This window comes from Moritella viscosa (assembly GCF_900120065.1).
Taxonomy (GTDB): Bacteria; Pseudomonadota; Gammaproteobacteria; order Enterobacterales; family Moritellaceae; genus Moritella; species Moritella viscosa.
Genome location: NZ_FPLG01000020.1, coordinates 1 through 26618 on the forward strand (window position 1 = coordinate 1; position 26618 = coordinate 26618).

27 protein-coding genes are annotated in these 26618 nt (G+C 37.7%); 22 read left to right on the forward strand and 5 right to left on the reverse strand.

Annotated elements, in window-relative coordinates; genetic code table 11:
• The 13 genes from BT797_RS03200 to BT797_RS03260 form a co-directional block, all read left to right on the forward strand.
• Positions 1 to 967, forward strand: a 967-nt coding sequence (locus tag BT797_RS03200) for a CpaE/TadZ family protein (RefSeq protein ID WP_075471054.1), incomplete at its 5' end; no start/stop codon positions are given.
• On the forward strand, positions 967 to 2265 hold the full coding sequence (locus BT797_RS03205) for a TadA family conjugal transfer-associated ATPase (RefSeq protein WP_045109332.1): 1299 nt from the start codon (positions 967 to 969) through the stop codon (positions 2263 to 2265). The genes BT797_RS03200 and BT797_RS03205, both read left to right, overlap by 1 nt.
• On the forward strand, positions 2262 to 3182 hold the full coding sequence (locus tag BT797_RS03210) for a type II secretion system F family protein (protein ID WP_075471055.1): 921 nt from the start codon (positions 2262 to 2264) through the stop codon (positions 3180 to 3182). The genes BT797_RS03205 and BT797_RS03210 overlap by 4 nt, the downstream gene beginning before the upstream one ends.
• Positions 3182 to 4063, forward strand: a complete 882-nt coding sequence (locus BT797_RS03215; RefSeq protein ID WP_045109334.1) for a type II secretion system F family protein — start codon at positions 3182 to 3184, stop codon at positions 4061 to 4063. Before BT797_RS03210 ends, BT797_RS03215 begins: the two co-directional genes overlap by 1 nt.
• A 4-nt stretch (positions 4064 to 4067) precedes the next feature.
• The gene (locus BT797_RS03220; RefSeq protein WP_075471087.1) at positions 4068 to 4766 is read left to right on the forward strand and encodes a tetratricopeptide repeat protein; all 699 of its coding nucleotides are present in this window, start codon (positions 4068 to 4070) and stop codon (positions 4764 to 4766) included.
• A gap of 9 nt (positions 4767 to 4775) precedes the next feature.
• A complete protein-coding gene (locus tag BT797_RS03225; protein ID WP_075471056.1) occupies positions 4776 to 5267 on the forward strand; it encodes a TadE family protein in 492 nt (163 codons plus the stop codon).
• On the forward strand, positions 5251 to 5787 hold the full coding sequence (gene tadF, locus BT797_RS03230; protein ID WP_075471057.1) for a tight adherence pilus pseudopilin TadF: 537 nt from the start codon (positions 5251 to 5253) through the stop codon (positions 5785 to 5787). Before BT797_RS03225 ends, tadF begins: the two co-directional genes overlap by 17 nt.
• The gene (locus BT797_RS03235; protein WP_244534111.1) at positions 5787 to 7004 is read left to right on the forward strand and encodes a vWA domain-containing protein; all 1218 of its coding nucleotides are present in this window, start codon (positions 5787 to 5789) and stop codon (positions 7002 to 7004) included. Before tadF ends, BT797_RS03235 begins: the two co-directional genes overlap by 1 nt.
• A 20-nt stretch (positions 7005 to 7024) precedes the next feature.
• A complete protein-coding gene (locus BT797_RS03240) occupies positions 7025 to 7669 on the forward strand; it encodes an OmpA family protein (protein ID WP_075471058.1) in 645 nt (214 codons plus the stop codon).
• Between the two features lie 177 nt (positions 7670 to 7846).
• A complete protein-coding gene (locus BT797_RS03245; RefSeq protein WP_075471059.1) occupies positions 7847 to 10594 on the forward strand; it encodes an EAL domain-containing protein in 2748 nt (915 codons plus the stop codon).
• Positions 10595 to 10673: 79 nt separating this feature from the next.
• Positions 10674 to 12620, forward strand: a complete 1947-nt coding sequence (locus BT797_RS03250; protein WP_075471060.1) for a GGDEF domain-containing protein — start codon at positions 10674 to 10676, stop codon at positions 12618 to 12620.
• A 197-nt stretch (positions 12621 to 12817) separates the two neighbouring features.
• Positions 12818 to 13747 carry a permease gene (locus BT797_RS03255; RefSeq protein WP_045109339.1) on the forward strand — a complete coding sequence of 310 codons (930 nt, stop codon included), beginning with the start codon at positions 12818 to 12820 and terminating at the stop codon, positions 13745 to 13747.
• 76 nt (positions 13748 to 13823) lie between these two features.
• Positions 13824 to 14348 carry a type II secretion system protein gene (locus BT797_RS03260; RefSeq protein ID WP_045109340.1) on the forward strand — a complete coding sequence of 175 codons (525 nt, stop codon included), beginning with the start codon at positions 13824 to 13826 and terminating at the stop codon, positions 14346 to 14348.
• A 90-nt stretch (positions 14349 to 14438) separates the two neighbouring features.
• Here BT797_RS03260 and BT797_RS03265 read toward each other — a convergent pair whose 3' ends face one another.
• Positions 14439 to 15686, reverse strand: a complete 1248-nt coding sequence (locus tag BT797_RS03265) for a CynX/NimT family MFS transporter (protein WP_075471061.1) — start codon at positions 15684 to 15686, stop codon at positions 14439 to 14441.
• A gap of 191 nt (positions 15687 to 15877) precedes the next feature.
• Between BT797_RS03265 and BT797_RS03270 the strand changes: the two genes are divergently transcribed.
• A complete protein-coding gene (locus tag BT797_RS03270; RefSeq protein ID WP_075471089.1) occupies positions 15878 to 16564 on the forward strand; it encodes an AraC family transcriptional regulator in 687 nt (228 codons plus the stop codon).
• 109 nt (positions 16565 to 16673) lie between these two features.
• Here the strand turns inward: BT797_RS03270 and BT797_RS03275 are convergent, their stop codons facing one another.
• Both BT797_RS03275 and BT797_RS03280 read right to left on the reverse strand, forming a co-directional pair.
• Entirely contained in the window at positions 16674 to 17237 is a 564-nt protein-coding gene (locus BT797_RS03275) for a YceI family protein (protein WP_045109342.1), read from the reverse strand.
• Between the two features lie 535 nt (positions 17238 to 17772).
• The gene (locus BT797_RS03280) at positions 17773 to 18294 is read right to left on the reverse strand and encodes a peptide-methionine (S)-S-oxide reductase (protein WP_045109343.1); all 522 of its coding nucleotides are present in this window, start codon (positions 18292 to 18294) and stop codon (positions 17773 to 17775) included.
• A gap of 193 nt (positions 18295 to 18487) precedes the next feature.
• Between BT797_RS03280 and BT797_RS03285 the strand changes: the two genes are divergently transcribed.
• The gene (locus tag BT797_RS03285) at positions 18488 to 19441 is read left to right on the forward strand and encodes a LysR family transcriptional regulator (RefSeq protein ID WP_139291628.1); all 954 of its coding nucleotides are present in this window, start codon (positions 18488 to 18490) and stop codon (positions 19439 to 19441) included.
• Between the two features lie 99 nt (positions 19442 to 19540).
• The gene (locus BT797_RS03290; protein WP_045109344.1) at positions 19541 to 20149 is read left to right on the forward strand and encodes a LysE family translocator; all 609 of its coding nucleotides are present in this window, start codon (positions 19541 to 19543) and stop codon (positions 20147 to 20149) included.
• Between the two features lie 18 nt (positions 20150 to 20167).
• Here the strand turns inward: BT797_RS03290 and BT797_RS03295 are convergent, their stop codons facing one another.
• The gene (locus tag BT797_RS03295) at positions 20168 to 21388 is read right to left on the reverse strand and encodes an MFS transporter (RefSeq protein ID WP_075471062.1); all 1221 of its coding nucleotides are present in this window, start codon (positions 21386 to 21388) and stop codon (positions 20168 to 20170) included.
• Positions 21389 to 21527: 139 nt separating this feature from the next.
• Between BT797_RS03295 and BT797_RS03300 the strand changes: the two genes are divergently transcribed.
• The 5 genes from BT797_RS03300 to BT797_RS03320 all read left to right on the forward strand — a co-directional run bounded on the left by BT797_RS03300 (position 21528) and on the right by BT797_RS03320 (position 25044).
• Positions 21528 to 22406: a LysR family transcriptional regulator gene (locus BT797_RS03300; RefSeq protein WP_045109346.1), complete on the forward strand. Its 879-nt coding sequence runs from the start codon at positions 21528 to 21530 to the stop codon at positions 22404 to 22406.
• 74 nt (positions 22407 to 22480) lie between these two features.
• On the forward strand, positions 22481 to 23326 hold the full coding sequence (locus tag BT797_RS03305) for an AraC family transcriptional regulator (RefSeq protein WP_045109347.1): 846 nt from the start codon (positions 22481 to 22483) through the stop codon (positions 23324 to 23326).
• A gap of 44 nt (positions 23327 to 23370) precedes the next feature.
• The gene (locus BT797_RS03310) at positions 23371 to 24099 is read left to right on the forward strand and encodes an AzlC family ABC transporter permease (protein ID WP_075471063.1); all 729 of its coding nucleotides are present in this window, start codon (positions 23371 to 23373) and stop codon (positions 24097 to 24099) included.
• A 1-nt stretch (position 24100) separates the two neighbouring features.
• Positions 24101 to 24424 carry an AzlD domain-containing protein gene (locus BT797_RS03315; protein WP_244534112.1) on the forward strand — a complete coding sequence of 108 codons (324 nt, stop codon included), beginning with the start codon at positions 24101 to 24103 and terminating at the stop codon, positions 24422 to 24424.
• A gap of 98 nt (positions 24425 to 24522) precedes the next feature.
• On the forward strand, positions 24523 to 25044 hold the full coding sequence (locus BT797_RS03320) for a GNAT family N-acetyltransferase (RefSeq protein ID WP_045109348.1): 522 nt from the start codon (positions 24523 to 24525) through the stop codon (positions 25042 to 25044).
• Between the two features lie 35 nt (positions 25045 to 25079).
• Here BT797_RS03320 and BT797_RS03325 read toward each other — a convergent pair whose 3' ends face one another.
• Positions 25080 to 26018: a VirK/YbjX family protein gene (locus BT797_RS03325; RefSeq protein WP_045109349.1), complete on the reverse strand. Its 939-nt coding sequence runs from the start codon at positions 26016 to 26018 to the stop codon at positions 25080 to 25082.
• A 306-nt stretch (positions 26019 to 26324) separates the two neighbouring features.
• Here BT797_RS03325 and BT797_RS24500 point away from each other — a divergent pair, with 306 nt between their 5' ends.
• On the forward strand, positions 26325 to 26447 hold the full coding sequence (locus tag BT797_RS24500; RefSeq protein ID WP_280173702.1) for a chlorhexidine efflux transporter: 123 nt from the start codon (positions 26325 to 26327) through the stop codon (positions 26445 to 26447).
• Positions 26448 to 26618 lie beyond the last annotated feature (171 nt).

Consider the following 26618-nt stretch of genomic DNA (forward strand, 5'->3'; position numbering starts at 1 on the left):
GGTAGAATTAAACCACATCACTGTTATTGTAATTGGTAGTGAGGATGCGATATCGACAATCCGAAATCTAAAGCAGATGGGGTTTTATTATTTATTTTGGCCAATTACGAAAGTTGAGCTTGTCGACTTTGTAAAACATGTTTATGAAAATCGTAAAAAACAAGCTGGGCTTGGCAAGAATAGAATCGCTAAAAAAGTGGCAGTTTGGGGCTCTAAAGGTGGTTTAGGGACGACCTTGTTGACCAGTGAAATTGGTTTAATCCTAAGTGACTTAAAAAATAGTTCATGCGTGATCGTCGATCATAATTTTTCTGGTGGTGATATTGATATATTTTTAGGTATTCCTGACTTTGAAAAAAGAATGGTTCAGAAAGGGGGGATGACGGCTGGAATGGACTTTAGTTATGCAACAAGCATGACGAGAAAAGTTAACGATATGCTGTCGGTATTATCTATTGAATCCGCCGAGCTGAATGAACTTGAGTTGAAAGAATATATTCGTATCTTTGCAACCGAATTAGCAAAACAGAACAACTTTATTCTAGAAGATCTTTCACGTTCAGTTAATAGTAAAAAGGATCTGCTTTATGTATCTCAGGAATGTGACATCTTCGTTTTAGTTATTGAACCAAGCGTGGCGAGTGTTAGAGAGGCCTGCCGTCTTATTTCTGAATTAGACAGAATTGGTTCGCCACTGCGATGTATTTTAGTGATGAATTACGCCCGACCTGAAATATCAGCCTGTATCAGCAGAGCGGAGGTCGAGAAGTGTTTAGGCCAAAAAATTGATATTGTATGTGGTTTTGATAAAAGTGCAGCGAAGGACATTATTGAAGGTAAGCATATTTATCAACTCAACAGCGCCTTGTCTAGTAATATCCATAAATTAACTGGATTGATCCTTGGTCAAGAGAGTCGTGTCACTAAACCCTTTTCAATTAAGCAGTTATTTAAGGGGCGAACGTAATGGAAATGTCTGTTTATGCCCGTTTGAGGTTACAAATTTTCGATGCGCTTGAAGTTGAAGCGGTTAATAGCCTTACTAAAGAGCAACTAGCAAAGCAGTTGTCGGGTGCTATTGATTTACTGGCTGATCGACAAGGATTAGCAATAACTGTATTGATTCGAGCTGAATTTGTTAAAAATTTAATCGATGAGATTCATGGCTTGGGTCCTTTGCAATCTCTGATGGATGACGAGAGTATCAGTGACATTATGATCAATGGTGCGAACCAGGTTTATATTGAACGTAATGGCTTAGTTGAGCGTTCTGCAGCGTCATTTATTGACGAGGCACAGTTACTTCAAATCGCAAAACGCATTGCCAGCAGGGTGGGAAGACGTGTTGATGAATCACAGCCAACTTGCGATGCGCGTTTAGCTGATGGCAGCCGTGTGAATATTGTTATTCCCCCTGTGGCGATTGATGGTACATCTATATCAATTCGTAAATTTAAAAAAAGCAGTATTGGTTTAGAAAAACTAGCCGAATTTGGTGCCATGTCACCAGAAATGGCGCAATTACTGATGATCGCGGCACACTGTCGTTTGAATATTCTGATTTCAGGTGGTACGGGCTCGGGTAAAACAACCATGCTGAATGCACTTTCTCAGTTTATTTCTGAAAATGAACGAATAGTGACAATTGAAGATGCAGCCGAGCTTAAGCTTCAGCAACCTCATGTTGTAAGACTTGAAACAAGAACCGCTGGTATTGAAGGCAATGGTGCGATTACACAGCGTGACCTCGTGATTAACTCACTGCGTATGAGGCCTGACCGGATCATTGTCGGTGAATGTCGTGGTAGCGAAGCGTTTGAAATGCTGCAAGCGATGAATACGGGACATGACGGTTCAATGTCGACACTACATGCGAATACGCCAAGAGACGCACTTGCACGTGTAGAAGCCATGGTTATGATGGCGACCAATAATTTACCACTTGAAGCAATTAGAAGAACGATTGTGAGCGCTGTTGATTTGGTTATTCAAATTAGCCGTTTGCATGACGGTAGCCGAAAAGTAATGAGTATTACCGAAGTTGTCGGTTTAGAAGGTAGTAATGTGGTGCTCGAAGAAATATTTCGTTTTCAACCTCAAGCTTCGCAGGGGCTGGGCGGAAAGGTGAGTGGTAATTTTATTACTGCTGGTTTGATGCAGCGATCTGTGTTGATGGAAAAGGCGCGATTTTTTGGTCTAGAGGATAAATTATCAGCTGCATTTAGAGTCGGAGACCCCGTATTTAGAGCAGGGGAAACGGCATGATAGCCAGTTTATGTCTTTGTTTAGGTGGTATTTTAGTGCTAGTAGCATTGAAACCTAATCAGAAAAATAAACAAAAATACCTAGCGCATATAAATCGTTCTGTGCTGGTTAGCTCTATGGACGAAAATCAACAAGCATTAAATTTTAGCTCCCTGACAGCACTGGATTGGAAACAAAAGACAGTAAGGCTCGTGAATAACCTAAAGCGTTATCTTGGACAAGCTGCACCTCTAAAAGCAGCTTTGTTTATGATTAGTATTATCGCTTTATCACTGTTTGTGAACAAAGGTTTTTTCCGAGTGCACTGGTTATTTGTTTCTGTACCTATGTTAATAGTCTCTGTTGTTGTTGGTTATTCATGGCTTGCAAATCGGGCTAAGAAAAACTTTGAGGCTTCTTTTCCCGATGCGCTCAATATGCTAGCAAGTGCTGTGAGTGCTGGTGAAAGTATTATGCACGCGATTATTTTTGTTGGCCAATCGCTAGACAATGATGTCGGTCGAGAGTTTAAATTGATGGGGGAGCGACTCCAGCTGGGTGAAACACCTGATAAGGTTTTCCAAAAGTCTTGTGTGCGCTATCCATATCCAACGTTCCAGTTTTTTGTCATTACATTGCGTGCAAATATGCAGCGTGGTGGTCAACTTAAAGAGATTATAACGCGACTTAATCGTTTGATTTTTGATTCGAACGCGATAGAAAAAAAGAAATATGCAATGACATCGGAGGCGAGAGCTTCCGCTAAAATTGTCGGCGCTATTCCATTCATATTCCTGTTTATCTTGCAATATTTAAGCCCTGAAAACTTTGAGTTTGTGATGTTTAGTGACTCAGGTAAACCAATTCTTTATTACGTATTGGTGAGCGAACTTATCGGTATGTCCATCATTTGGTCATTAATGAAAGGGGTGAAGTAATGCTTAGTAGCCAAAATGAGTTGTTCTTATTACTGATATTAATCACGTCTGGCGCGGGCTTACTTGGTTTTTATACGTTTGTTTTGTGGAAGCGTAGGAGCAAGCTGTCGAAGCTTAACTTTGCTAAATCAGGTGAAGGGGACGTACCCTATATTAAAAAGGCCGAAGTTCAGATTCAGAAAGCACTTAATGATCGTAAAAAAACCACTAAAAATGCATTTGAGGCTGCAGGTTTTTATCATATTTCTTGGGCTGAGCATTATCTTAAGATCAAGTATGCTTTGCTTGTTATTGGCTTGTGCGGGTATTACTTCTTATCATTAAACCAGTCGATAGAGATGACTCAACATGTGCTATTTATTGCTGTATGGGTGCTGATATGTGTGGTTATTCCCGATATATACATTGATTATCGAACGAAACAACTACGTAATAAAATTGCAAACAAGTTACCTTACTTATTAGACCTCATGGCTGTTTGTATACAAACAGGTATGACTATTGAGTCTTCGATGCGCTATTTATCTAAGGAGATGGCTTCATTTGACAGAGATATAAGCTATTTCCTTGATAAAACAAATGATCGTTCAAAGATTGTAAGTTTAGAAAAAGCATTAGATGAGCTGTATGAGTTAGTACCAAGCAATGAAATGCGCAGCTTTGTCGTCACCCTTAAACAGAGTCTTAGATATGGTACGTCTATATACAGTATTTTAACGACGCTGGCGAAAGACATACGTGAACTGCAAATGTTAGGTATGGAAGAGAAGATTGGTAAGTTGGCTGCAAAAATGTCAATCCCATTGATTTTATTTATTATGGTTCCGATTGTTATCTTAATCGCGGCCCCTGGTATTATGAGGTTAACGCAAAGTGTATAGATATTTGACTTTTATATTGATACTGCTCGTTTCAGGTTGTGCCGCTAATAACAATGATTCGATCTCCAATTCACTCGATTTTTATGAACAAACTCAAAATAATCACAAAATGATTGAGCTATATAAGGCCGAGTTAAAAGCGGAAGAGAATGACATGGTCAGAACAAAGTTGGCGAATGCTTACTTATCGATTGATGACTATGAATCAAGCTTGTTCACGTTAGCGCCTTTATTAAAACAAGGTGAAGTCTCTATCGATATATTAGAGATAAAGGCAAAAGCATTATATATAAGTGAAAATTTTGATAATGCATTACGTACATGTGAAGAAATAATAGAGAAAGTCGACGTAAACCCTGAAATTGAAAACTTAATGGGGCTGATTTATGCCGAGAATAATAACTATGAACAAGCAAGACACTATTTTAATCGTGCGAGAGCACATTTTCATGACGATATTATTATTCAAAACAACTTAGCTGTTTTAGATTTACTTGAAGGAAATCCACAGGCTTCAATCACACGTTTAATGCCACTTTATACTAAAGATCCAAGTGATATTAAAATAAAGGCTAACTTGATCATTGCTTTCTCTCAAATTAATGATGTGAATGCTGTTAGAAGTATTTTAACTTCAAGTTATTCGCAAGATGAAATAGACGACATCGTCACCGCATTAATCGAACTGAAACCCCTATCGTGAGACCTCTATATGAATAAAGCATTAAGGACCCAGAATGGCGTAGCGACCATAGAGTTTGCTCTCGGGCTATTTCCATTTTGGTTATTAGTTTGTGTTTGGGTTGAAATGAGCTACGTGTCTTATATATCTGGATTAACCGACTTAGCATTGGCTGAATCTTCTCGGTCGGTGAAGAAAGATGAAGATAGCTATATGAATCAGTTTCGGCAAAGTATAAAAAGCAATAACACCCTCTGGTCGCAATTTCTAGACACGAGTAAGTTTAAAGTGTCTGTTCACTATATTGCTAGTTTGAAAGATCTTAAGAATATCAAGTCGGTTTGCGAACCAGGTGAAGATGAATTTAAAGAATGTGGTATCGAGGTGAATAGTGCCATTGCAATATACCGAGTCGAATATAACTATAACCCGATGTTTAACTATTTTTTAAGTGATGATCAACTCTTAGTTCGAGAATCAATTGTGATACAGGAATATGAGCGCGATGAATTTAAATTATAAACAAAAAGGTAATTTCACCGTTGAATTTGCAATTGTTGGTGTCGCTTTTTCCTTCCTTATTATATTTAGTGCTGATGTGATCGTTAAATTATCGCTGAAGGGAAAGCTTGATCGATTAAGTTATTCTGTGGCCAACATTCTTAAAGAGCGTACCCAGTTCTACAACGACAGTTACACACTATCAGAGGCTGAAACCAGTACTCTAAATACGATTGCAAAGCAAAGTATGCGCAGAACCTCACAGAATTTTGATGGCAAGCGATGGGGTATGCATATAGAAGCGTTGCAATTTAACAGTAGGGATGAGTCGGTTGTTGTTTCATTTCCTGAAGGAACTCAACCAATTACGCCGAGTATCGGCATGGATTCTCTGAGAAACTTGGCTGTGATGACGAGTTGGGGACGCAGAGCGAGCATATACCGGGTTACCATGGTTTACAGAACTGAAAACTGGTTTGGGGCGTTGATAGGTGAAGAGTTTAATACCGTATCATCTAGCGCAATAATGATAGGCCGATAATGATGAAAGCATATTATAAGCGCCAACAAGGGCATGCAGCATTACTGTTTGTAATGATAGTTCCTGTTTTGTTTGGTATTTTTGCTCTGGCGACTGACGGGGTGCGTGCTTTACAGAGTAAAGCAAGGTTAGGAGATGCCGCGGAAGTTGCTATTTTAACAATCGCAGCAAAAAATGCTGATAACACTGATGTAGATTTTGATGGTGCTGGTTCAAGAATAAATAGGGATATCGCTACTCGTGTTATTTCAAACTATTTTTATAATCAGGATACGATATTACCCCAAGACCTAAAAATTAGTAAATTAGCATGTAGTGATATACCCGAATGTCTTGCAGGATTAGAAAGAGGGGAGAACCGTTTTAACGAGTACTGCATCGAGGCTAGAACGAAACTCAATACATGGTTTCCTGGTAATGAATCTATTGTCGGCTTTGGTGATACGTTTACAGTTGGGCATGCAGCAAAAGCGCGAAAGTATGTGAATAAAACCGTTGATGTGGTGTTCGTTGCCGATTTTTCAGGTTCAATGGACTGGGATTGGGAAGGTAATAATGGCATAAAAAAGGTTGATGCGCTTAAAAACGCCATGAAAAATATTGTAGAGGAAGTAGAAAAGTTTGATGAGATTACTGACGGAAATAATAAAGTTGGTATTGTGCCATTTAATTATTACACTGCGGACTTTCATGGAAATCAAGTCGAAAATTATACTCAAAATGCATATCAGACCATAAATCAGATTTGGCAGCTAGGTACTTATCAAGGTCAAGGTAATCCGTATTTTTATGAAATTCCCTTAACCAACGATTACAAAAATTTTATTACTCGGTTTAATCAGTTCAGAGCATATGGTGGCACTTCATCTTATGAAGGCATAATTCGTGGTGCTCAGATGTTAAACGAGGGTAAAAATGCAAGACGATTACTTATAGTCCTTTCAGATGGAGCTGATACTAGTCGCGACCGACATAAGGATTTAAATGATGGGGAATATTGCCAAATAATAAAACAGGGGCTTTCGAAAGGAAAAAACAAGAAAGGAGAAAATTATACGGCTAAGTTGGCTGTTATTGGTTTTGGTTATGATCTAGAAAATAATATAGAGCTAGCGAGGTGTGTTGGCGTTGATAATGTTTATAAAGCCGAAAATGAACAAGACATATTAGATAGGATCCTAGAGCTAATATCTGAAGAAATCGGTCATCTAAAGTAACAGTGAATGAATGGGAATATATGAAATCTAAAATAGTGTTGTCGTTATTAATATTATCAGCTTGTACAAGTGCCTATGCAAAGGCAATGAAACAAAGCGAATTTATCTCTTACTGCTCTAGTGAGCAGCTAGAATATCAACTAGGTGTTCACATAGGCGAGGTAAATACGGTCCACGAAAAGCAAGGTAAAATGATGTTAGTTAAGACTAGCGGCGAGACTGACTATGTGTTGACACGCATGAAAGAGAGCTTCCGTGATTCGGGCTTAAAAGAAGCGTGCGCTGAATATTTATATAGAAATAGTGGTCTTAATTTTATTGAGGGTAGTGGCGATATTTTTGCTCGAGTTAACTTTTCTTTTGATGACGACAAGTTAACAGGCGAAAGTCGACACATTTTAAATGAGTTAGCGAGTAGCCTGAAAGACTCAAATACAGGTTTACAATTGACCGGTCATACCGACTCTATCGGTAGGGACATCTATAACTATGAACTCGGTATACAACGTTCTGAAAGCGTGAAGACATACCTGATCGAAAATAGTGTTAATTCTCAGGGCATATTGCTAGATTCAAAAGGTGAAAAAAAGCCTGAATTTAACAATGATACTTCAGAGGGGCGTGAAAAAAATAGGCGCGTAGATATTGAGTTAACAGAACTCTAACTGCGCTTAACAAGAGTTGTGCTTGTATTGACGCAACTCAGTTTTATCTCTATTGACACTTCATAGGCTTGAGTTTACTTACATTAGCTTAAGTTTACTTAAAGTTTGAAAGGGTTAATCTCGATATACTCATAAACTTGGTCTAGTAAGTTAAGAGTAATGGAGAGTGAAACCCTTATGACGAAGTCAATTTCTTTTATATCCAAGCTACATTACTTGTACCCACTATTATTTCTTATCTTTATAACTCCCTCTTATGCCGGTTGTAGTATCAATAATACTGTAACAGGTATGCTTCCTTATCAGAATGAATCAATCAAAATGGGTGTTGTTAGCGATAGCCTATATACAAGAAAAGTTGCGAATGGCGACTTTGCTTATGAAATAATTGCAGAGCCTTTAAGAGATTGCTTAGGAGCTAAGACTCTTATTATTCAAAAGCCCCTAGCTGAATTACTCGCATTGGCCAGAAGTGGGAAAGTAGATTTGATTTTTGATCTTGCTAAGACTAAAGAGAGAAATCAATATCTAGACTATTCAATAAACCTCAGTGATGAAACTCCTTATATAGTAAGTAGTAATTCGTTAATGAATAACCTGAAATCGGGCCAGTCAATAGCGACACTTAAAGGTTCTGCCTGGGTTGAACTTACCCAAAATTTTTTAGAGTCGATTGGATTTAAAAATGATATCAAATTAGTGGAGTCTATTTCAGATTTAAATAAAGAACCATTATTTGTTTCGGGTAGTTCTCATATCACAAACTACCACGGTTTTAAAATGCCGATATCAAAAATTATTGGCAGCCATATCGCGGTTATAAAAAGTAAAAGTGAAACATTAGTCCCCATAATAAATGGCATTATCGAAAGTATCGATAGAACTCAATTGGAGAATAAAATTACTGATTTTAATAATCAGTATTTATCATTGTCGAATGAAAAATTACAGAATGATAAGTATATAAATATACTTATGGATTTTCACTTGTTCCCTTTTTATGGCGACAAGTATAACAACCTATTGATATTCAATAAGTATAAAAATCTTGCCGATGAGATATATGGAATAAATCTTGTTGATCGAGATTGTCATGATATGAGTTGCTTTAAATCATATGGTAATGACGTAAAAATGGCCATATATGACAAGGAAAAATTGAACGGTAACAGGTCAACTAAAAGTTTAGGTTTAGTGCGTATTGTACTTTTTAAAAACACTGAAATTAATGATGTAAAACGAATTGGTATAATGAAAGAGATGCCAATGGACCTGCGTTCTCCGGCAAAAAAATATATAGAGTTTTTGCATCAAGAAGAAATGGTCGAATTCTTTATGGAAGGTCTGGTTGATGCATTTATTTCGACAAATTTAGACGGAAAGCTATTACTCGCGCAAAATCCTGGATTAAATGTCACTGAAGAACAACTGAGTTTTAAATCGGTTGTATTTTTAGTTCCTAAAGAGCACCCAGAAAGTAAAGCCTTACTGTCAATCTTAAATTCATTAATCGATATATCCAATAACACAGGCTATGTTGCAGTGGATCAGCATGCTCGTGATCTGATTTTACAGTCTGTCATTGATGGTAAAAAAGAGTTGAGATTAAGGGACTTTTATTCTTATATTGTATTATCGATACTATTTGTTATTTATATTTACTATTTGTATAAAAAAGTGACTATTGACCCGTTAACAAAATTATTGAATTCAAGTTTGATGAAGAAATATCACAATAAAAATAAATATGACCATATAACGTACATTAGTATATCAAACTTAGAAAGTATTAAAAAATTAGATGGTGTCGAACATGCTAACAAGGTAATCAAGGTTTTTTCAAGTCTTCTTGTAAATAGTTTTTCGTCGAGTGATAAATTTTTTAGAATTTACGGTGATCATTTTGTTGTTTTTTCAAAGAGTAGTTCAGTTGAGATATTGAAATATAGGTTGGAAATATTGAAACGAAATTCAGATGAGCAAAGGATTATATTTAATTGCGGCATTAAAAAAATGACGAGTGATATAAAAATAGATCTGATAGCGAGTGCTGAAGCTATGTATGCCAACTCTCTCGATGAGAGTTTCCTGTTTTATTCTTACGAAAATTCCAAAGAAGTACAAGATTATATTGATAGAAATATAATTAAAGATATTATTAGTAACTCACTAAAAAATAATAGTTTTGATGTTAACTTTCAGCCTAAGTTTGACTTGAATATCGGGTGTATATATGGAGCTGAAGCTTTAGCTCGTCTTTGTGTTGATGGACAGCATTATTCTCCCCAGGTATTTGTAGAATATTTAGAGCAATGTGGACGAATACCAGAGTTAGATTATATTATATTAGAGAAATCCATCGACTTTATAAGGATTAATAGCATTTATGATATTGTTTTTTCTATTAACGTAAGCTCAGAAAGTATTATGTGTAAAACGTTTAAGAAAAAAATCAGGAACCTGTTGACTAAAAATAAAATGCTAGACAACTTAGAATTCGAAATTACGGAGTCAATACATCCGGAACATAAAAGTGAAGTGATCGATTTTATAACAGAAATAAGACATGATTTTGGTATTAAATTTTCTTTAGATGATTTCACTACGGGAAATTCGTCATTGATAATACTCAGTGAATTTAGATTTGACTGTATAAAATTAGATCGAAGCTTATTCAATGCTATGCACAATAATCAAGAGTTTAAAAATTCGATTAAAGTTCTAATTAATGAAATCAGAAGTTTTAGTGATGATATTGTTTTTGAAGGTATAGAAAATGAGAATGATGAGTCTCTTGTCCTTGAACTTGGTGTCAGTAAAGTACAGGGGTGGAAGTATTCAAAACCTATAAGTCCGAGAGGTTTTATGACGCTAATTAATAGTGGGCGTAATTACGGTTATAATTTAAAAAATAAGGTGTATTGATTAAAATGAGTTTAATACAGCTAAAGAAAATTGAAAATATCACCTTTATTAATAATGCTAAATTTCGATTGTGTATACTATGAAAAGTTTTGCTATTTTATATTTTATTTTTTTACTAAGTATTGATTTGGTCTTTGCCAAAAATAAAATATATGATGTAGGCATAATTAGAAGTGACAAGATTAGTGAGTTCATTTTTCAAAAAATCGCAGATGAATTATTGATCAACTTTAATTTTCATTATTATGAAAACTACGATGATATATTGTATTTGTTAAATACAGAGTATTTAGATTTTACTGCTGATATCACATATACATCTGAAAGATCGTCTTTTCTGGATTTTACAGCCCCTGTGCATACCGATTTATCGTACGTTTTCACAAAAAATAAATTTAATAAATCAACGGTTAATAAATTTTTAACACCTGTTGGGTCAACATATTATGATTTTCTAAAATTACAGTTTTATGACAAGTCTTTTGATGCTTATCATGATATTGATACTGCATTTGATTACCTTCAAAATGACGATGTAGACGCTGTTATTGGCAATACTGGGGTGCTTGAGGTTGCACTTAAAAAAGGTCTTAAAGCAGAGAAAGTATCAAGTGTGTTTGATATCCCCCCCGTTTCGATTGCGACTAAACATGGAAAAAATGCCAATCTACTTGATGAGATTAACCGTCTGCTCAGTGAAAATGAGTTACAGCATCAGGTCGCGAATATTATTAATAAAAATGAGTACGATGTTAGACTAAAGTCGCTGAGACAAAATCTCGCGAGTAGTAGTGTGAATATCAACCATGTCATCCAATTTAAAGTTGAAGATTTACAACAAGATGGCAGCGCACCTATCAATGGATTGAGTTTTTCTCTTGTTAAGAGAGTTTGTTTTATACTAGGGCTTAAGTGCCAATTAGTGAATGGTGTTGATGAAACTTGGCTAGATATTTATAACGACTTAGATAAAAAATCAATTGATATGTTAGGGGCGATGGTCATCACTGATTCTCGTAAAGATAAATTCTATTTTAGTGAACCCTATTATAAGCCTCATTTACTATTGATCAGTCGTGCAGGTTACAAAATAAATCAATATCATAAAGTATCTGAATTAGTTGGAGAGCGGATAGGTGTTGTAGAAGGGGATTACTTTGAAGGTTTTATTACACAACGCTTACCTAAAAAACCAATCTATAGATTTTCAAGCCAAGATAAGATGATTGAAGCTTTACTTAATGGAGATGTAGATTACATACCAATAGGTGAAGGTAATTTCAATAAATTAATGACAACAGAGCGTAGAATACTGCCTGTATCTCAGGCTAAATCTATATCTACCGAAATCTACACGGGTGTGTCTATGGCCTTTCAACGTACAGCGTTGGGGAAAGATTACGCGATGCTGTTTTCCGAAGCTCTTCCTCTCGTCAATGTAAAGAGCGTAGTCAACTTTCATGGGCTGCAACCTGATTGGAAGTCTGCTTTGTTAGCTGAGAAAAAATACATTCGATTGACTCAATTATCTTTTGCTTGCGTTGTTATATTCTTACTTTTATTCACCTATTATCTATATATTCAAGCGACTACAGATTTATTGTCTAAACTAGGCAACCGACGAGCACTTACTCGTAGATTCAAGTCGGGCGTTAAAAGTGAGTGTGTTTTTGTTTATTTAGATATTAACCATTTCAAACAGATTAATGATAATTACGGTCATCATGTAGGTGATCTGGTGCTCGTAGCACTTGCTCAACATATTCAACGTAATTGGCCTGGAAAAGCATATCGTATTGGTGGGGACGAGTTTGTACTTACCCTTAATAAAATCGAGCCAGAAGTATCAGACTTATTCAAGAGTTTACAGCGATTCAGTTTTAATATTAAAGAAACGAGGGAAACACTTGATGTATCAGTGTCTGCTGGCATTTCATTAAAGCGTTTGAAAACGACATCACTTCAGGATTTATTACGTGATATAGATAATAAGATGTATCACGATAAAACGGCGAATCAGCGTTAAACATATCTATAATAGCTCGTCCGATTGAACGAACGTCTCCTTATAATATAAAACAATCCACATTATTAACCTATAGCCTTCGTTTAAGGGGTCAGTTATTTTTAGGTCTATTTATTTCGATTTTTATGGAAATATAATTGACATCACTCATATCAAAGCTTATATTTCGAATATACTGGAAATGTGGAGGTTTAAGTATGTTTAATATTACACAAGCAATGGTGATGGATACCTTAGGTATGTTTGGTTTCTTGGCCGCAGAGTTAACGGTACTTTATTTATTGATTAGTTATGCTGTCGGCGTGTTGCAAGAATATATTCAGCCAGCCAAGATCCAACGAATCTTGAGTGGTAAACATGGTAAGGGTTATATCATTGCTGGTTTGTTAGGGGCTCTCACGCCGTTCTGCTCATGTTCAACAATTCCTTTTTTGAAAGGTTTGTTACGCGCTAAAGCTGGGTTCGGTACTATGATGGTATTCTTGTTTGCAAGCCCGCTATTAAGCCCTATTATTATCGGCCTGTTTGCAGTCACCTTTGGTATTAAAGTGGCAGTGTTTTATTTTACTATCGCAATGGCTGTGTCGGTTCTTGCCGGTTATACATTAGAGAAGTTGGGTTTTGAAAAATATGTCAAACCACAAGCGTATATTGAACCTGTACTTGCAGCAAAGTCGCAAGGCTGTGCGTCTGCGTGTGGCGGTAAACAAGTACTGGTAAACAAGTGGAAGAAAATTTGGCGCAGTACCTGGGTTGACTTTAAAAAAGTGTTACCTTATTTAATTGGTGGTATTACGCTGGGATCAATGATTTATGGCTTCATGCCAGCAGAAATTGTGGTGAGTCTGGCCAGTGAAGATAATCCGTTTGCGATCCCCGTTGCGGCAGTGATTGGTATCCCACTGTATATTAGTGCATCAGCCGTTATTCCATTAAGTGCGGCATTAGCAGCAAAAGGCATGAGTCTAGGTGCGGTAATGGCGTTAATCATCGGCAGTGCTGGTGCGAGTTTAACAGAGGTTATTTTACTCAAATCTATCTTTAAAAATCAGATGATCGCAGCGTTCTTATTTGTGGTTTTAGGGATGGCAGTTGGTGCGGGTTTCCTTTACCAATTAATTTTCTAACCTGTATTTTAATAAAGTGGGTGGTACTAAGTATATTATAGTGCATACTGTTGAAAAATTTTAGCAGGGACAAAAAATGGGATTTACTCGTTCACAAAGGAATCGCGGTTTTACGCTCATTGAATTAGTTATTACGATTATTGTACTCGGCGTACTTGCTGCAACAGCGATCCCACGTTTTATCGATTTACGTGGCGATGCGAAAAAAGCAACGGTTGAAAATTTTTACGGTAGCCTTTTAGAAACTGTAAAGTTACTGCATATGAAAGCTCAAATTAGGAATAAGTTGGGCAAGGATGTCACAATAGTAACAGACTATGGCGATTATCAGTTTTATCGTGGATACCCTGAAACACGAAGTGAAGCGACAACGCCAAGACTCTACTTTATTGAAACTTTTTTAGAGTTGGGTACTCCTGATAACGTTATTCAAAATAATTATACAAGAACAGCGACTTATGCTGACATCAGCGTATATGAAGACAATGGTTTTTCACGTATCGGTTATGGGACTGGTAATTTAGTGGATGGTTCGTGCTATGCAGAATACCATCTAACGAGTTCAATACAGGATTTTAGCATTGAAACGGATGGTTGCTGATCTCTCTGCTACCAAGGGTCAGTTATGCAAACAATCGGGATGATTCACGATCACACCACCGATTGCTTCCTACATCACTAAGTTAAACGGCTACCTAAGACTGGCCCTTTTATTATCTGATGGGGTGAGCGACGGCGTTATAATCGTTGATTTACCAGCCTGCACAGCTAAGCTTGCCCAGATAATACTCATACCAGCAGCGATGATTAGCGGTATGTTCCAGCTACTTGTTGTTTCATGCAGTGAACCAAAAATAATCGGCCCCGTTGCTGCAAATAGATAACCTATGCATTGTGCCATCCCCGACAATGCTGCGGCTTGATGTGCATTATGAGTTCGCAGGCCGACAAAGGATAAGCCGAGAATAAAACCACCCCCACAGCTAAAACCGAGCATCATCACCCAGATAACTGCGTATTGGGGGAGCAGGAGTAAGCCTGTTATTCCAATGAATGCTAGCAGTGTCATCATTAAGCTAAGTACGCGTTTATCTTTTATCTTTGCCATGAGCGGAATTAATACGATAGCTGGTGCAGCTGAGGCGAGTTGCAGAATACCATGGATATAACCCGCTTGGTGTTCTGAATAGCCATTATCAACTAAAATACTCGGTAACCAGGCGATAAAGGCGTACATAATAAATGAGTTCAAAGCCAAGAATCCTGAAACTTGCCAAGCGGCCGCAGATCGCCATACATAACTATGGCTATCAATTTCGGCTGTGTCCGTAGCCGGTTTTGTGTGATGACTTGTTTGTGGTAGCCAAATTAGCATAGTAATAACAGGCAGGATGAGTGTGGTTGCTAATGCGAATGCCCAATTTGGGACCACCGTAATATGAAGCGTATTAGCCAGATTAAGCATAGGGATTGTAGTACTTGAACTGATAGTTGCGCCAACCCCCATCATTAATACATAAATAGCGGTCAATGTAGGTACTTTGCTCGGAAAGTCACGTTTTAGCAAGCTGGGTAAGAGTACATTCCCTATAGCAATACCGATACCGATGATACAAGTACCTAAGTACAGGGTTGGTGTTGAGCCTACAGAGCGAATAACAATACCGCTAGTGATAGCAAGCAGTGCTAACATGAGTGATGGTTCAAGGCCTATCTTACGTGCTAGTCCCGATGAAATAGGTGAAAAAATAGCAAAGGCGAGTAAGGGTAATGTGGTTAGCATACCGGCTTGTGTGGCTGATAAAGTAAGATCGTCTGAGATGAATGCTAAAATTGGTCCAATGCCCGTTATTGGGCCTCGTAGGTTACTGGCAATCAGTAAAATTCCGATAATAACCAGTACGGGATGAATAATATTACGTGTATTTTTATGTGACATATTTCTGTCCTCTGAAGCTATGCCACTATATTATCTATATTCAAGGATACTGAATTTATGTATATTGACATTTTATTGCTAAATTCGGACAGTGGATGACATTACCTAATATTGCTTTAGATTTTGATTCGGACAGATTCATAGAAAGTGTCAATGCATTACGTACTTCAAGTTTTGAACGTGGCCAGGAAATACCCGTTCATCGACACGTGAAGTGTCAGTTAGTGATGCCGTTGACAGGCTTTGTTCGTTGCTCAATTGCGGATGCTATATGGATGGTTCCTGCAAATTGCGCTGTATGGATCCCAAGCCAAGTGTCACACAGTAATCATATTTCGTTAAGTTCAGATGTTTGTATGTTATTTGTTGATCCTGATATTCTCGGCATACCTGATAAAAGTTGCACACTATCGATCTCTCCGTTATTACGTGAACTCATTATTAGCTTGGCAAGTAAAAAGCAGGATTATTCATCCGATGATGCGACGGTGAGACTCGCGCAAGTATTGATTGATGAGCTGATCCGTATGCCGAAAGAGCACTTTGATTTTCCTATTCCTGCAGAACCGAGACTTAATAAAATCGCTCATCTGTTATTGGCTAATCCCGGAGATCGTAAAACAGTCGGGGAGTGGGCGTCTATATTTGCAATGAGTGAAAGAACATTTTCTCGATTGGTGAAGCAAGAGGTCGGGATGACATTTGGGCGTTGGCGTGGGCAACTTCACCTAGTCATGGCATTGCAAAAATTATCATCAAATGAATCGGTGCAACGGATATCTGAAGATTTAGGCTATGAGTCGGTCAGTGCCTTTATTACCTTTTTTAAGAAGACGCTAGGCAGACCACCGAAACAATATATGAGACAGTCAGTTTAAATATGAAGGACTGGAAAGGGCAAACAACTATCGTTGTCACTGTTTAGCTTTAATGATTAAGGCTTATTCCAACAAGCCTTAATCTTATTCAAATTTTTGTTATTGATGATTATTTTTTAAATACCAGATTAATATTTAATGGGATAATATCAGAAAGGGCAAGACCACCAACGGTAGCTGAAAGCTTGGTTAAGTTTTCTGTTGGGATGTTAAAGTCACTGGCTCTTACGATAACGGGTGCATATGAATTAACTGTGATGGCATTTTTGGTTTTAGTTATGATGACTGGAAAGTTAAATGTCTTTGTCTTACCGTAGAAAGAAACTGCGGCAGGTACCATCGCTTTTCCGATATCTTGCTTAAAAGTAGCTAATTCAAATTGTCCGCTAATCGCAATGGTTGGATTTATGGCAGAGTTAAAGAATAGTGAATTAAGGCGATCATTACGGATTGATATACCAGTCTCTACATTTACTACTGGCACTTTAACTTCAAATCTACCACGTTCATCCAAGCTGCCTGTTAGCCCGTTGATGGTTGCTGGTTCAACCACAAATTGTTTTTTAATTGTGGCAAAGCTTACCGATGATAAGTCGCTCACGACATTAAATTTTTCTGCGGCAAATGATTGAAATGAAAGTAATACGAGGGATAAAAATATTTTATTTTTCATGTTTTTTCCTTAATTAATGTTATTAAAACTCAAAGTGCGATCTAGGTTGCAAAATTAAAGAGGACTTTAAAGTTACCCGCCATAAAATCATCGGAGCTATGATTCTCACCTTTGATTATCTTGTAGCAATTCCATCTACTACCAAAATTGGAAAAGTGTCTATTGGCGTTGATTTTCCACTGACCTTCTCATGGTAGTACATCTTTATAAGCTTGGCATAGTTGGATTTTGATTTTGGAAAATATCTATAACCCAATGAATGTATTGCTTTATAAATTGTATTTTATTTAAGCCCGTATATTTATCACGTATTTATCACGTTTTTCTCACTTCTTGACATTATATGATACTTAAAGGTTGGTTTAACTTGATAATAGGTGTAACGATGAGAGTTGTGAGCATATTTTAATTGGTGTCGGATGTGTGCTATTTACAATTAGTGGGCATTTTATTTAATCTCAACTTATCAAGTGGTAGCGAGATGCTGGCGAACTTTTTGTGAATAAAAGTGCATATGTTCAGCCAGCCAGATAAATCATCCCCATATAGATATTGGTAATTTATCTTTATTTATTAAATTTGCATGACTATCGAGTAATTTCTTTAATTTTGGAGTGATGATATTTTTGCAGAATGCTCGTTTGGGGTCGCTGTAGTAATAGTTTTGAATGGATTCGTCAGACAGTTTGAATTGGTTAAATGTATAAGCACGAGTGATTAAAGGCATGTCAAATTCATTTTGGAGTAATGCGAGGTTGTGCTTTATTTCGGTCATTTGGTAGGGTTCCATCGCATATACAGCACTCCGGTATTTATCTCGCATCGAATGGTTTTTGGTACTACTGTGGGTATGTAAGTGAATGGCAATTAGATTTTTTAAGCTGATGACTTCTGGCATGTAAGTAACAATAATACCTTCTGAAAACCAGTCGTGTTCACCAATGGAAGACAGCCAACCTTGTTCTACTTTTGTCACTCCGCGCAAAGATAAAAAGATAGCCTCTGTACACCAATAACATGTGCCTGTTAGGCCGATTTTTTTAATTGTATTATCCATTATCCTTCCTTGTTTAATCTTGTCTATATAACAAACCTTGTGGTTAATTGAATACGAAGCAAGGTTTAAACCTATTTAATTATGGACTATATAAATGTGACGGAATAAGGTTTCACTAAATTATTTTTTATAATTTTGATGGTATTGTCTGAAAAATAAAATCTACGTTATGATGGTTAGTTGAGGATCTTATATGGCGAGTGCTCTTTTGAATAACTACAAATTATTACCGGCGTTAATTGCGATATTACAAACGCGTAACCTGACCGAGTCTGCACGACAGCTCAATGTCACTCAATCGGCAATGAGCAAAACCTTAATGCAAATTCGCGCGGCGTTTCATGACAAGATCGTGATCAGAGAGGGCAATCAGTTTGTATTGACGCGTAAGGGCGAAGCGTTAAAAGTGCAATTACCCGTATTGATGCAGACGTTAGATAATTTGTATTTACCGAGTGAGATGGATCCAAGCCGATGCCAACGTAAATTTACCTTAGCTTCGAGTGATTATGTTGCGCAAGCGATCTTACCGTCAATATGTTGTGAGCTTGCAGTCAATGCCGCTAGTACTAGTGTTGAATATCAATTGTGGCATAAAGACAAGTTAACCGAGTTGGCTGACATGCCGCTGGATCTGGTTAGTACTATTACGGAGCTTGTGCCTGAGAACTTACATGGGAAAAGTATTGGCGAAGATCAGTTGGTGATTGTATGTCGCCGTCAGTACCCTTTGTGTTTGAGTGATGACTTATCGGTGACTGAGTATATCAATGCGAAGCATGTATTGATCAGTGGTGGTGGCGATAAAGACAGCCCCGTTGATTTGGCCTTATCGGTACTGGGTGAGCAGCGTCAGGTTTTTGCATCGGTACCCTTCTTTCAATCGGCGATTGAGCTGTTATTAAAAACTGATACCTTATTGACGACGCCACTACACATTGCGGCTGATTTTGCACAAACATACGATCTTCGGATCATGCGACTTCCCATCGCGCTTAAACCGCAGCAATATTACCTGTTATGGCATGCGAAACACCATCAAGATCCAGAGCATACTTGGTTCAGGGAATTATGTTTTCCCTTTTTAAAAAATCACCTTGAACGTACTAAAACCCTAGGAATGAAATTAATTCATGATAGTAAGTAATAAATGCAATTTTAACTCATGCTTTGGTTGTATTAATATGAGTGTAAATAAGGGCAACTGATTAACCTTATATAACAGTGTAATAAACGAGGAGTTGGAATGGAATTAACTGCGTGGATGTCTTTAGCGCTGATTTGTGTGATGGGGGCTATGACGCCGGGTCCGAGTCTGGCGGTGGTGTTAAAGCATACTATCTCGGGTGGTCGTGTTAATGGTGTTGCCGCCAGTATTGCTCATGGTGTGGGTGTTGGTGTGTATGCCACGTTAACTGTGATTGGCTTAGCTATCGTGATCCAACAAACGCCTTGGTTATTTAATGTGATCAAATATGCGGGCGTTGCTATGCTACTGCGTTTGGCTTACAAGGCGTTAACCTCAAAACCTGCATTGGATGATGTGGAGCAGCAAGAGGAAACGGTGACTTTAAAAGGGAGTATCGTACAGGGTTTTATGATCGCGTTTCTGAATCCAAAATTAGCGATTTTCTTTTTAGCCTTATTTGGTCAATTTGTCGAAGCGGATGCGGGGTGGTTACAAAATCTGATCATGGTGGGTACAGTATTTAGTATTGATACCTTGTGGTATTGCATCATTGCGATTGTATTATCGCAGTCGTCATTGCTTGCTAAATTAAAAAATAATGTACACAAAATTGATAAGGTAACTGGTGTGGTCTTACTGGCAGTAGCAGCACGAGTTGCAATCTAGTTTTACTGAAATCGATAATCACGCCTGACAAGACTCAAGTTCGTTATTCGTGGCTATGATTGGATTGCGGGAAACCCATTTAAGTGCAAAGACCAAGCTTAGCATCATGGTATAAATGATACTTGTTGCAGCAAGTACCGCCCACCATCCCTCTATTTGCCAACAGTAAATAAGAATAAAGCCACCGACACTACCGCCAGAATAGTACATGACAAGATATAGTGCGGTCGCTGTTGATTTCCCCTGAGTTGCGCTGCGCCCGATATGGCTATAAGCAAGAGCATGAATAAAGAATGCGCCAGCGCTTAATACTAATAAACCGATAATGATTGTCAGCATCGTTTGCAGCGATAGGATGATGAGTCCGACCAAGCTAATGCCGATCCCGAGTAATAGCCCGCTGAATAAGGAGTTGTTATGCATCCAACGTCCACTTAATCTTGCTGATAATGTGCCGCTGAGATAACACAGGAACATCAGTGATAATAAACTGGCGGGTAAGGAGATAGGCGCGGCAGATAATTTAAATCCCATCACTGAAAAAATATTAATGAATACCGAAAAATTGAGTCCTCCAATCAACATAGCAAAAATCAGATTCGGGTTTTTAATATGCCTGACTATTTGTATTACATGATGTTGTAATCTACCTTGTCGGGCGATAAAGTGGCGTTGTTTTAATATTAGTGGGAATATAATGAGCAGTGCTATGCCACTGAGTATCGACATCGTAAGTGTCGTCCACTGTAAGCCGATTATATCGGTCATGACGCCGCCGTATATACGACCAATAATACCGCCTAAAGTATTGGCACTGATGTAACCGCCAATTGCGATCAACATTGCTGGTGGCTCTAACTCTTCTGCCATATAGGCCACTGCCACGGCAATAAATCCTGCCAGAGCAATGCCAAGTGCTGCACGCAGTAATATTAATGTGTGTAGATCTGCGCTAATAAACATTAAAAAATTAATACAGGGGATCAGTATTAAACTGCAACGCATGATTGGTCTGCGACCAATAATTTCAGATAAGATTGCCCAAGGCAGCAGTGATAAGGCGATAGCTAAGGAAGTGCTCGAAAATAACCAGTTAACTTGTAATTCGGTGGCATTAAACTTAACCATGAAATACGGCAGTAGAGGCTGAAAATAGTACAAATTGCAAAACACCAAAAATGAACCTAGTCCAAGCCCTAGGGTTACTTTTTTATAATCTTGAGAGTGCAGTGCAATCATTGATCTGTCCTGGAAATAGCGAAGGTAATGGCATGTTCTGCTTTATTAGAGTCATGCAGTACTAACAATGCTTATAGATTAGCGATCTAATGCTAATATGAAAAATATATAAATATCATGGGAGGTATCTATTTTAGTTATGCTTAATTCTAAAATACTACATTATTTTGCCACTATTGTTGCACAGGGCAGTTATACCAAAGCGGCTGAGCATCTTGGTATTGCGCAGTCGGCGTTGAGTATTGCCATGCGTAAATTTGAAGACCAAATAGGTATGCCATTATTAATTCGCAGCAGCAAAGGCGTGGTTGTGACTAAAGAAGGGGAAGTCTTACTTGTCCACAGTAAAGATATTCTTACTCGTATTACAGATGCTGAAACTGCATTAAATGATTTGCGGGGTTTGGATCAAGGTGAGGTGAGTATTGGTATTCCGGGGATGATGGGCTCGTATTTCTTTCCCGAAATCTTAATGGCCTTCAAGTTTAAGTACCCTCATTTAAACTTAAGCATTGTCGAAGCGGGTACGCAAACGATTAAAGAAAAGTTACTCTCTGGTGAATTAGATTTGGGAGTTATTGTCGATGACCATGTGCCTGAAAGTTTGCACGTTCAGTATTTGATTCGTCCACAAATGGTGGCTGCTGTAGGAAAAAATCATGCCTTGGCAGATGCTAGGTCGGTAACCTATGCCGATTTTTTTACCCATGAATTAGTTATGTTTAAGGCGGGTTATTTTCATCGAGAAGTGATTGATGGTCTGTGTAAAGCGAATAATATGACCGCCAATTACTCTTTTGAAACAAACCTGATCACCATGATCCTTAATATTGTTAAAAATGAATTTGCTATTACGGCATTACTGGAGTTAGTCACAGATCAAGAAGAGGACGTTAAAGGTATACCGTTTGATCCACCGATTTATTTGGATCTCGCACTTGCGTGGCGTAAAGATGGATATTTGTCTTTGGCTAATCGACGCTTTGTTGAATTTACTCTTGCGCAGGTGAGTGAGTAGAAAATTAACGATAACTTCAAAAATATGAGCAATATTGTACTATAAAATAATACACCAATAGGATGAGTAATAAGATGTCTCAAATCAGCAAGGAAAAAGCTGAATTTAAAATTGTAGATGCCCTTAACGGGTTGGAAGTTGTGGATGCTGATTATCAAGAACAGACATTTTCCAAACACGTACATGAAGGTTATACGATAGGTGTCATAGATAAAGGTGCGCAACGATTTGACCGCAGTGGGAACACACATATAGCGGATGAAAACTCGATTATTTTTGTGAATGCCGATGATGTTCATACGGGGGAGTCTGCGACTCAGGAAGGTTGGCGGTACCGGGCTATGTATCCTCATCCGTCACATTTTGAGAGTATGACGAATGATCTTTATGATGGTCTGTTTAACGCGCCTTATTTTAATCATGCCGTGGTTAAAGACCCACAGTTATCAGCGCAATTAAGACTACTCTTTGCTCAAATAGACAGTAATGCCTCAAAATTACTCATTGAAACAATTTTATATAGCACCATGATGAATATGACTCTTCGTCATTCATCGATGAAAAATACACTTGGAGATATATCGGGTAGTAAGCAGAGATTATTGTTAGTAAAAGAATATCTTGATGCGCATCCTGAAGAGGATGTATCATTACTAACGCTTGCCACTATGGCTGGATTAAGTCAGTTTCATTTCATTCGACAATTCAAAAAAATGTTTCATATTGCCCCTCATGGTTACCAGATTCAGGTTCGTTTGAAGAAGGCTAAGGCTTTGTTAATACTTGGTGTGAAGCCCGTGCAAGTGGCGGCTGATTGTGGCTTTCACGATCAGAGCCATCTCAATCGACACTTTAAAAAAGCAATGGGTACGTCGCCGAGTAAATTTCAAAAACAAGCAGTTTTGTACAAGATGCTTTAGCATTTTAATTTTAAGCTACTTCTAAATATTGAAGGAGTTTACTTATGCTAAATGAAACTGATGTCGCCTGTAACCTTGTAACAAGACCGATAACAAGCGATGTGAAAACAATTAATCGAGCGGTGATAGATATTATGCCGCTGGCACTGGCAACTGTACCTTGGGGGATTTTATGTGGTTCGCTAGCGATTAAAATTGGACTGACGGCTATCCAAACTCAGTTAATGTCGTTACTGGTTTTTGCTGGCGCTGCACAACTCGCCAGTATTACTATTATGGGGGCAGGGGGAGCCATCTCATCTATTTTCTCATCTACTTTTGTGATCAGTTCTCGTCACCTTTTGTATTCAGCCGTGTTTAGAGAGCATGTTCGGCAGCGTTCTTTTTTATCACGAAGTTGTATTGCCTTTTTTCTCACGGATGAAATGTTTGCAGTGACTTGTGCTTATATCGAAAAACATAAGACCTTTTCTGCACTATATGCGGTAAGTGCTGGTATTACGTTTTATGTTGTTTGGAATGCCTCTACGTTCGCAGGTATTGTTGCGGGGCAATACATTCCGAACCTAGAAAATTTAGGGTTAGAGTTTGCGATCGCCGCGACCTTTATTGCCATCGTTATCCCGTCAATTAAAGATTCATCAATACTTATTGCTGTCATTGTGAGTGGCTTTAGTGCCTTAGTATTATCCATTTATATACCTGATTCAGCACTTATTATTGCAACTATTTGTGGCATGTTAGCGGGCTATTTCACCTCAATTAAGGAGTAACATGATGGATCATTTTGGGCTAGTGTTAGGTGGGATGGCATGTATTACATTTTCATGTCGGTATTTGTTTTTATCTCGCAGTGTTTCATTTGAATTAAGCCGAAGAATAAAGCGTGCACTAAGCTTTACAGCCCCCGCTGTATTAACCGCAATGTGGGTGCCGATTGTATTTCTAGGCCATCAAAGCAGTGAGATGGCATTTTTTAATAGTGCCTTTTTATATGCGGGTCTGTTGACCGTGTTATTAAGTTTAAAGATAAAGAATACGTTAGCTGTGGTTTTTATAGGTATGTGTGCTTTTATGATATTTAGATTTACTTTATAAAATATGTAATTAGGTTTACTTTGTAAAAGTATCATCTGGAATATATGATATTGGCCTAGTTAGGCTGTTAAATCGCATTATGTGGTAAAGGGAGTAATATGCAGATCACGACTCAACGTTTAAGTATGCGTCAAATAACGGAACAAGATTGGCCGTTATTTTTACGTTTACATACAGAATCGCGTGTGATTGAAAAATGTTTTGATCAACTAAGTGACGATGATATTCGTGTTAAATTTGAATCACGTTTACCTAATTGGTCTGTTACTTCTGGTGCTTGGTTATGTTTGGTGATCACTGATGTTGAAACCAATACGGCGGTTGGTATCACGGGTTTTGATTATGATGGCCGATCTGCAGAAGTCGGTTATCTGTTATTACCGGAATACTTTGGTCTGGGTTATGCTACTGAGTCATTGCTTGGGGTTATCGCTTGGGCAATGCGCGTGCACCTTATCTCAGTCTTTCAAGGTATTGTCACTGAAGGTAATAGTATTTCAGAAAGGCTATTGGTGAAGTGCGGTTTTCAGCTTAACGAAGTGATACCACAAGCGTATAATATAGGTGGGATATTGTATGCGGACCGAATTTATAAACTGAATACAGGTTCACACGCTTAATGTTGTGAGCCTGTATTTAGCTGTTGATTATGTACTTAGGCAGCTTGATCGCCTTGTGTTATTGGATTCACTAGCCAAGGCGCTAAATTTTTCGTCATTTCTATTTCTGTGTCATCGAGCCATTGGTATCGCTTAGTGTACATTTTACGTTTATTTTTTTTCAATGTCAGTGGATCTTTTCGTGGGGTAAACACTGACAAGCCAAACATGTATGGGTCTAGTTTTTTTGCTTCAAACTCCTCCCACAAACCATCATAATCAAAGGTTACCGAGTTTCGTTTAGAGCCTATATAGCGTATTGCTTGGTAGATATGACCTTTATTGGAAATCGCTTTTACTTCACTGATCCCTAAAATACGGGACAGCATTAATGCTATTTCAACCAATAATGATTTAGTGCGTAACCCATGTAATGATTTGGTTAACTCTTTAATCAGCGTATGGCGATCTTCTACTAAATCACGAGGACCTTGCAACATACCAATATGCATTGTTTTAGTATGTGTGCCAGAAATATTACAGGATAAAGCGTAGATACTTTGGTTTTTATCGTTAACTAAACGGATGCCGATTCCACCTTCTCGACTTGTGCCTTTATGCAACTGAATTCGATATGTTTGTTCGCTTAAGCTTTTGAACTTTAAGATTGTAACACCTTCACCCGAAATAACTGCACTCGCGTGTTTTCCAAAAGTATCATCAATAAACTGGTAATGCTGAGTTAAGTGTTCAATACGATCCGTACTTGACCAATTAACACAAAGATAAGGTTTTAGCGGTTTTTCTATTATCTCGGGGGTGGATTTTAATATTGCTTTTAAGTTTTCACGGGAAAAAAGAATCGCCATCGCATTGACAGCTTTGCTGTTTGTTACGGCCCAAAAATAGAATCGCCCTTTTTTTTGTATTTTTCTTATCCCTTTTGCATTAGGGTAAATCAGATCGGCGAAGTCAAAGATGTTAGTTGTAGACATCGATTTTTTATTCCTAGTAAAACCAACACATATAGGATGATTTATATTTTAAGTTTAAGAATATATTTTTATTCGATGGGTATCGCTTTGTTATAACGAAATCATCGAGAGTGGTTAACGGTGTATATGCTGAGTTGATGTAAATATATAGTCGTATTAACCAATAAAATATCTTTATGAATAAAATTATACTAAAGATGGCATTTTTCATTAAGAGAGAATTTGTAAGAGTTTGTAAGAATTCCTTAAAGGAGTAGTTGCGATATTATATATGTATCAGGAAATCAGATGGAAACTAACTTTTAGTTGTGGTTTTTAGACCTAAGTTTATGGGATGCGTTTGTGCTTGATATGGTAGTGTTCTATTTATTTTACGCTTATGGCTATAACTTAGTGTTCGACAAGCTATTTTCAGTGCCGACGAGCTAAAAATTTCTTAAAATAAGTGTAAAACACTCGCCATTCTATCAACTACGGAGTGGCGGGCAAAATTGCTCCTATTATTTATTGTGAGCAGTGCTTCTCAAGAGTTCCCACTAAAGTACATTTCAAACCTGATGTGAATGATGGTTATTTCACTTATGTTAAAAACATCTTGAC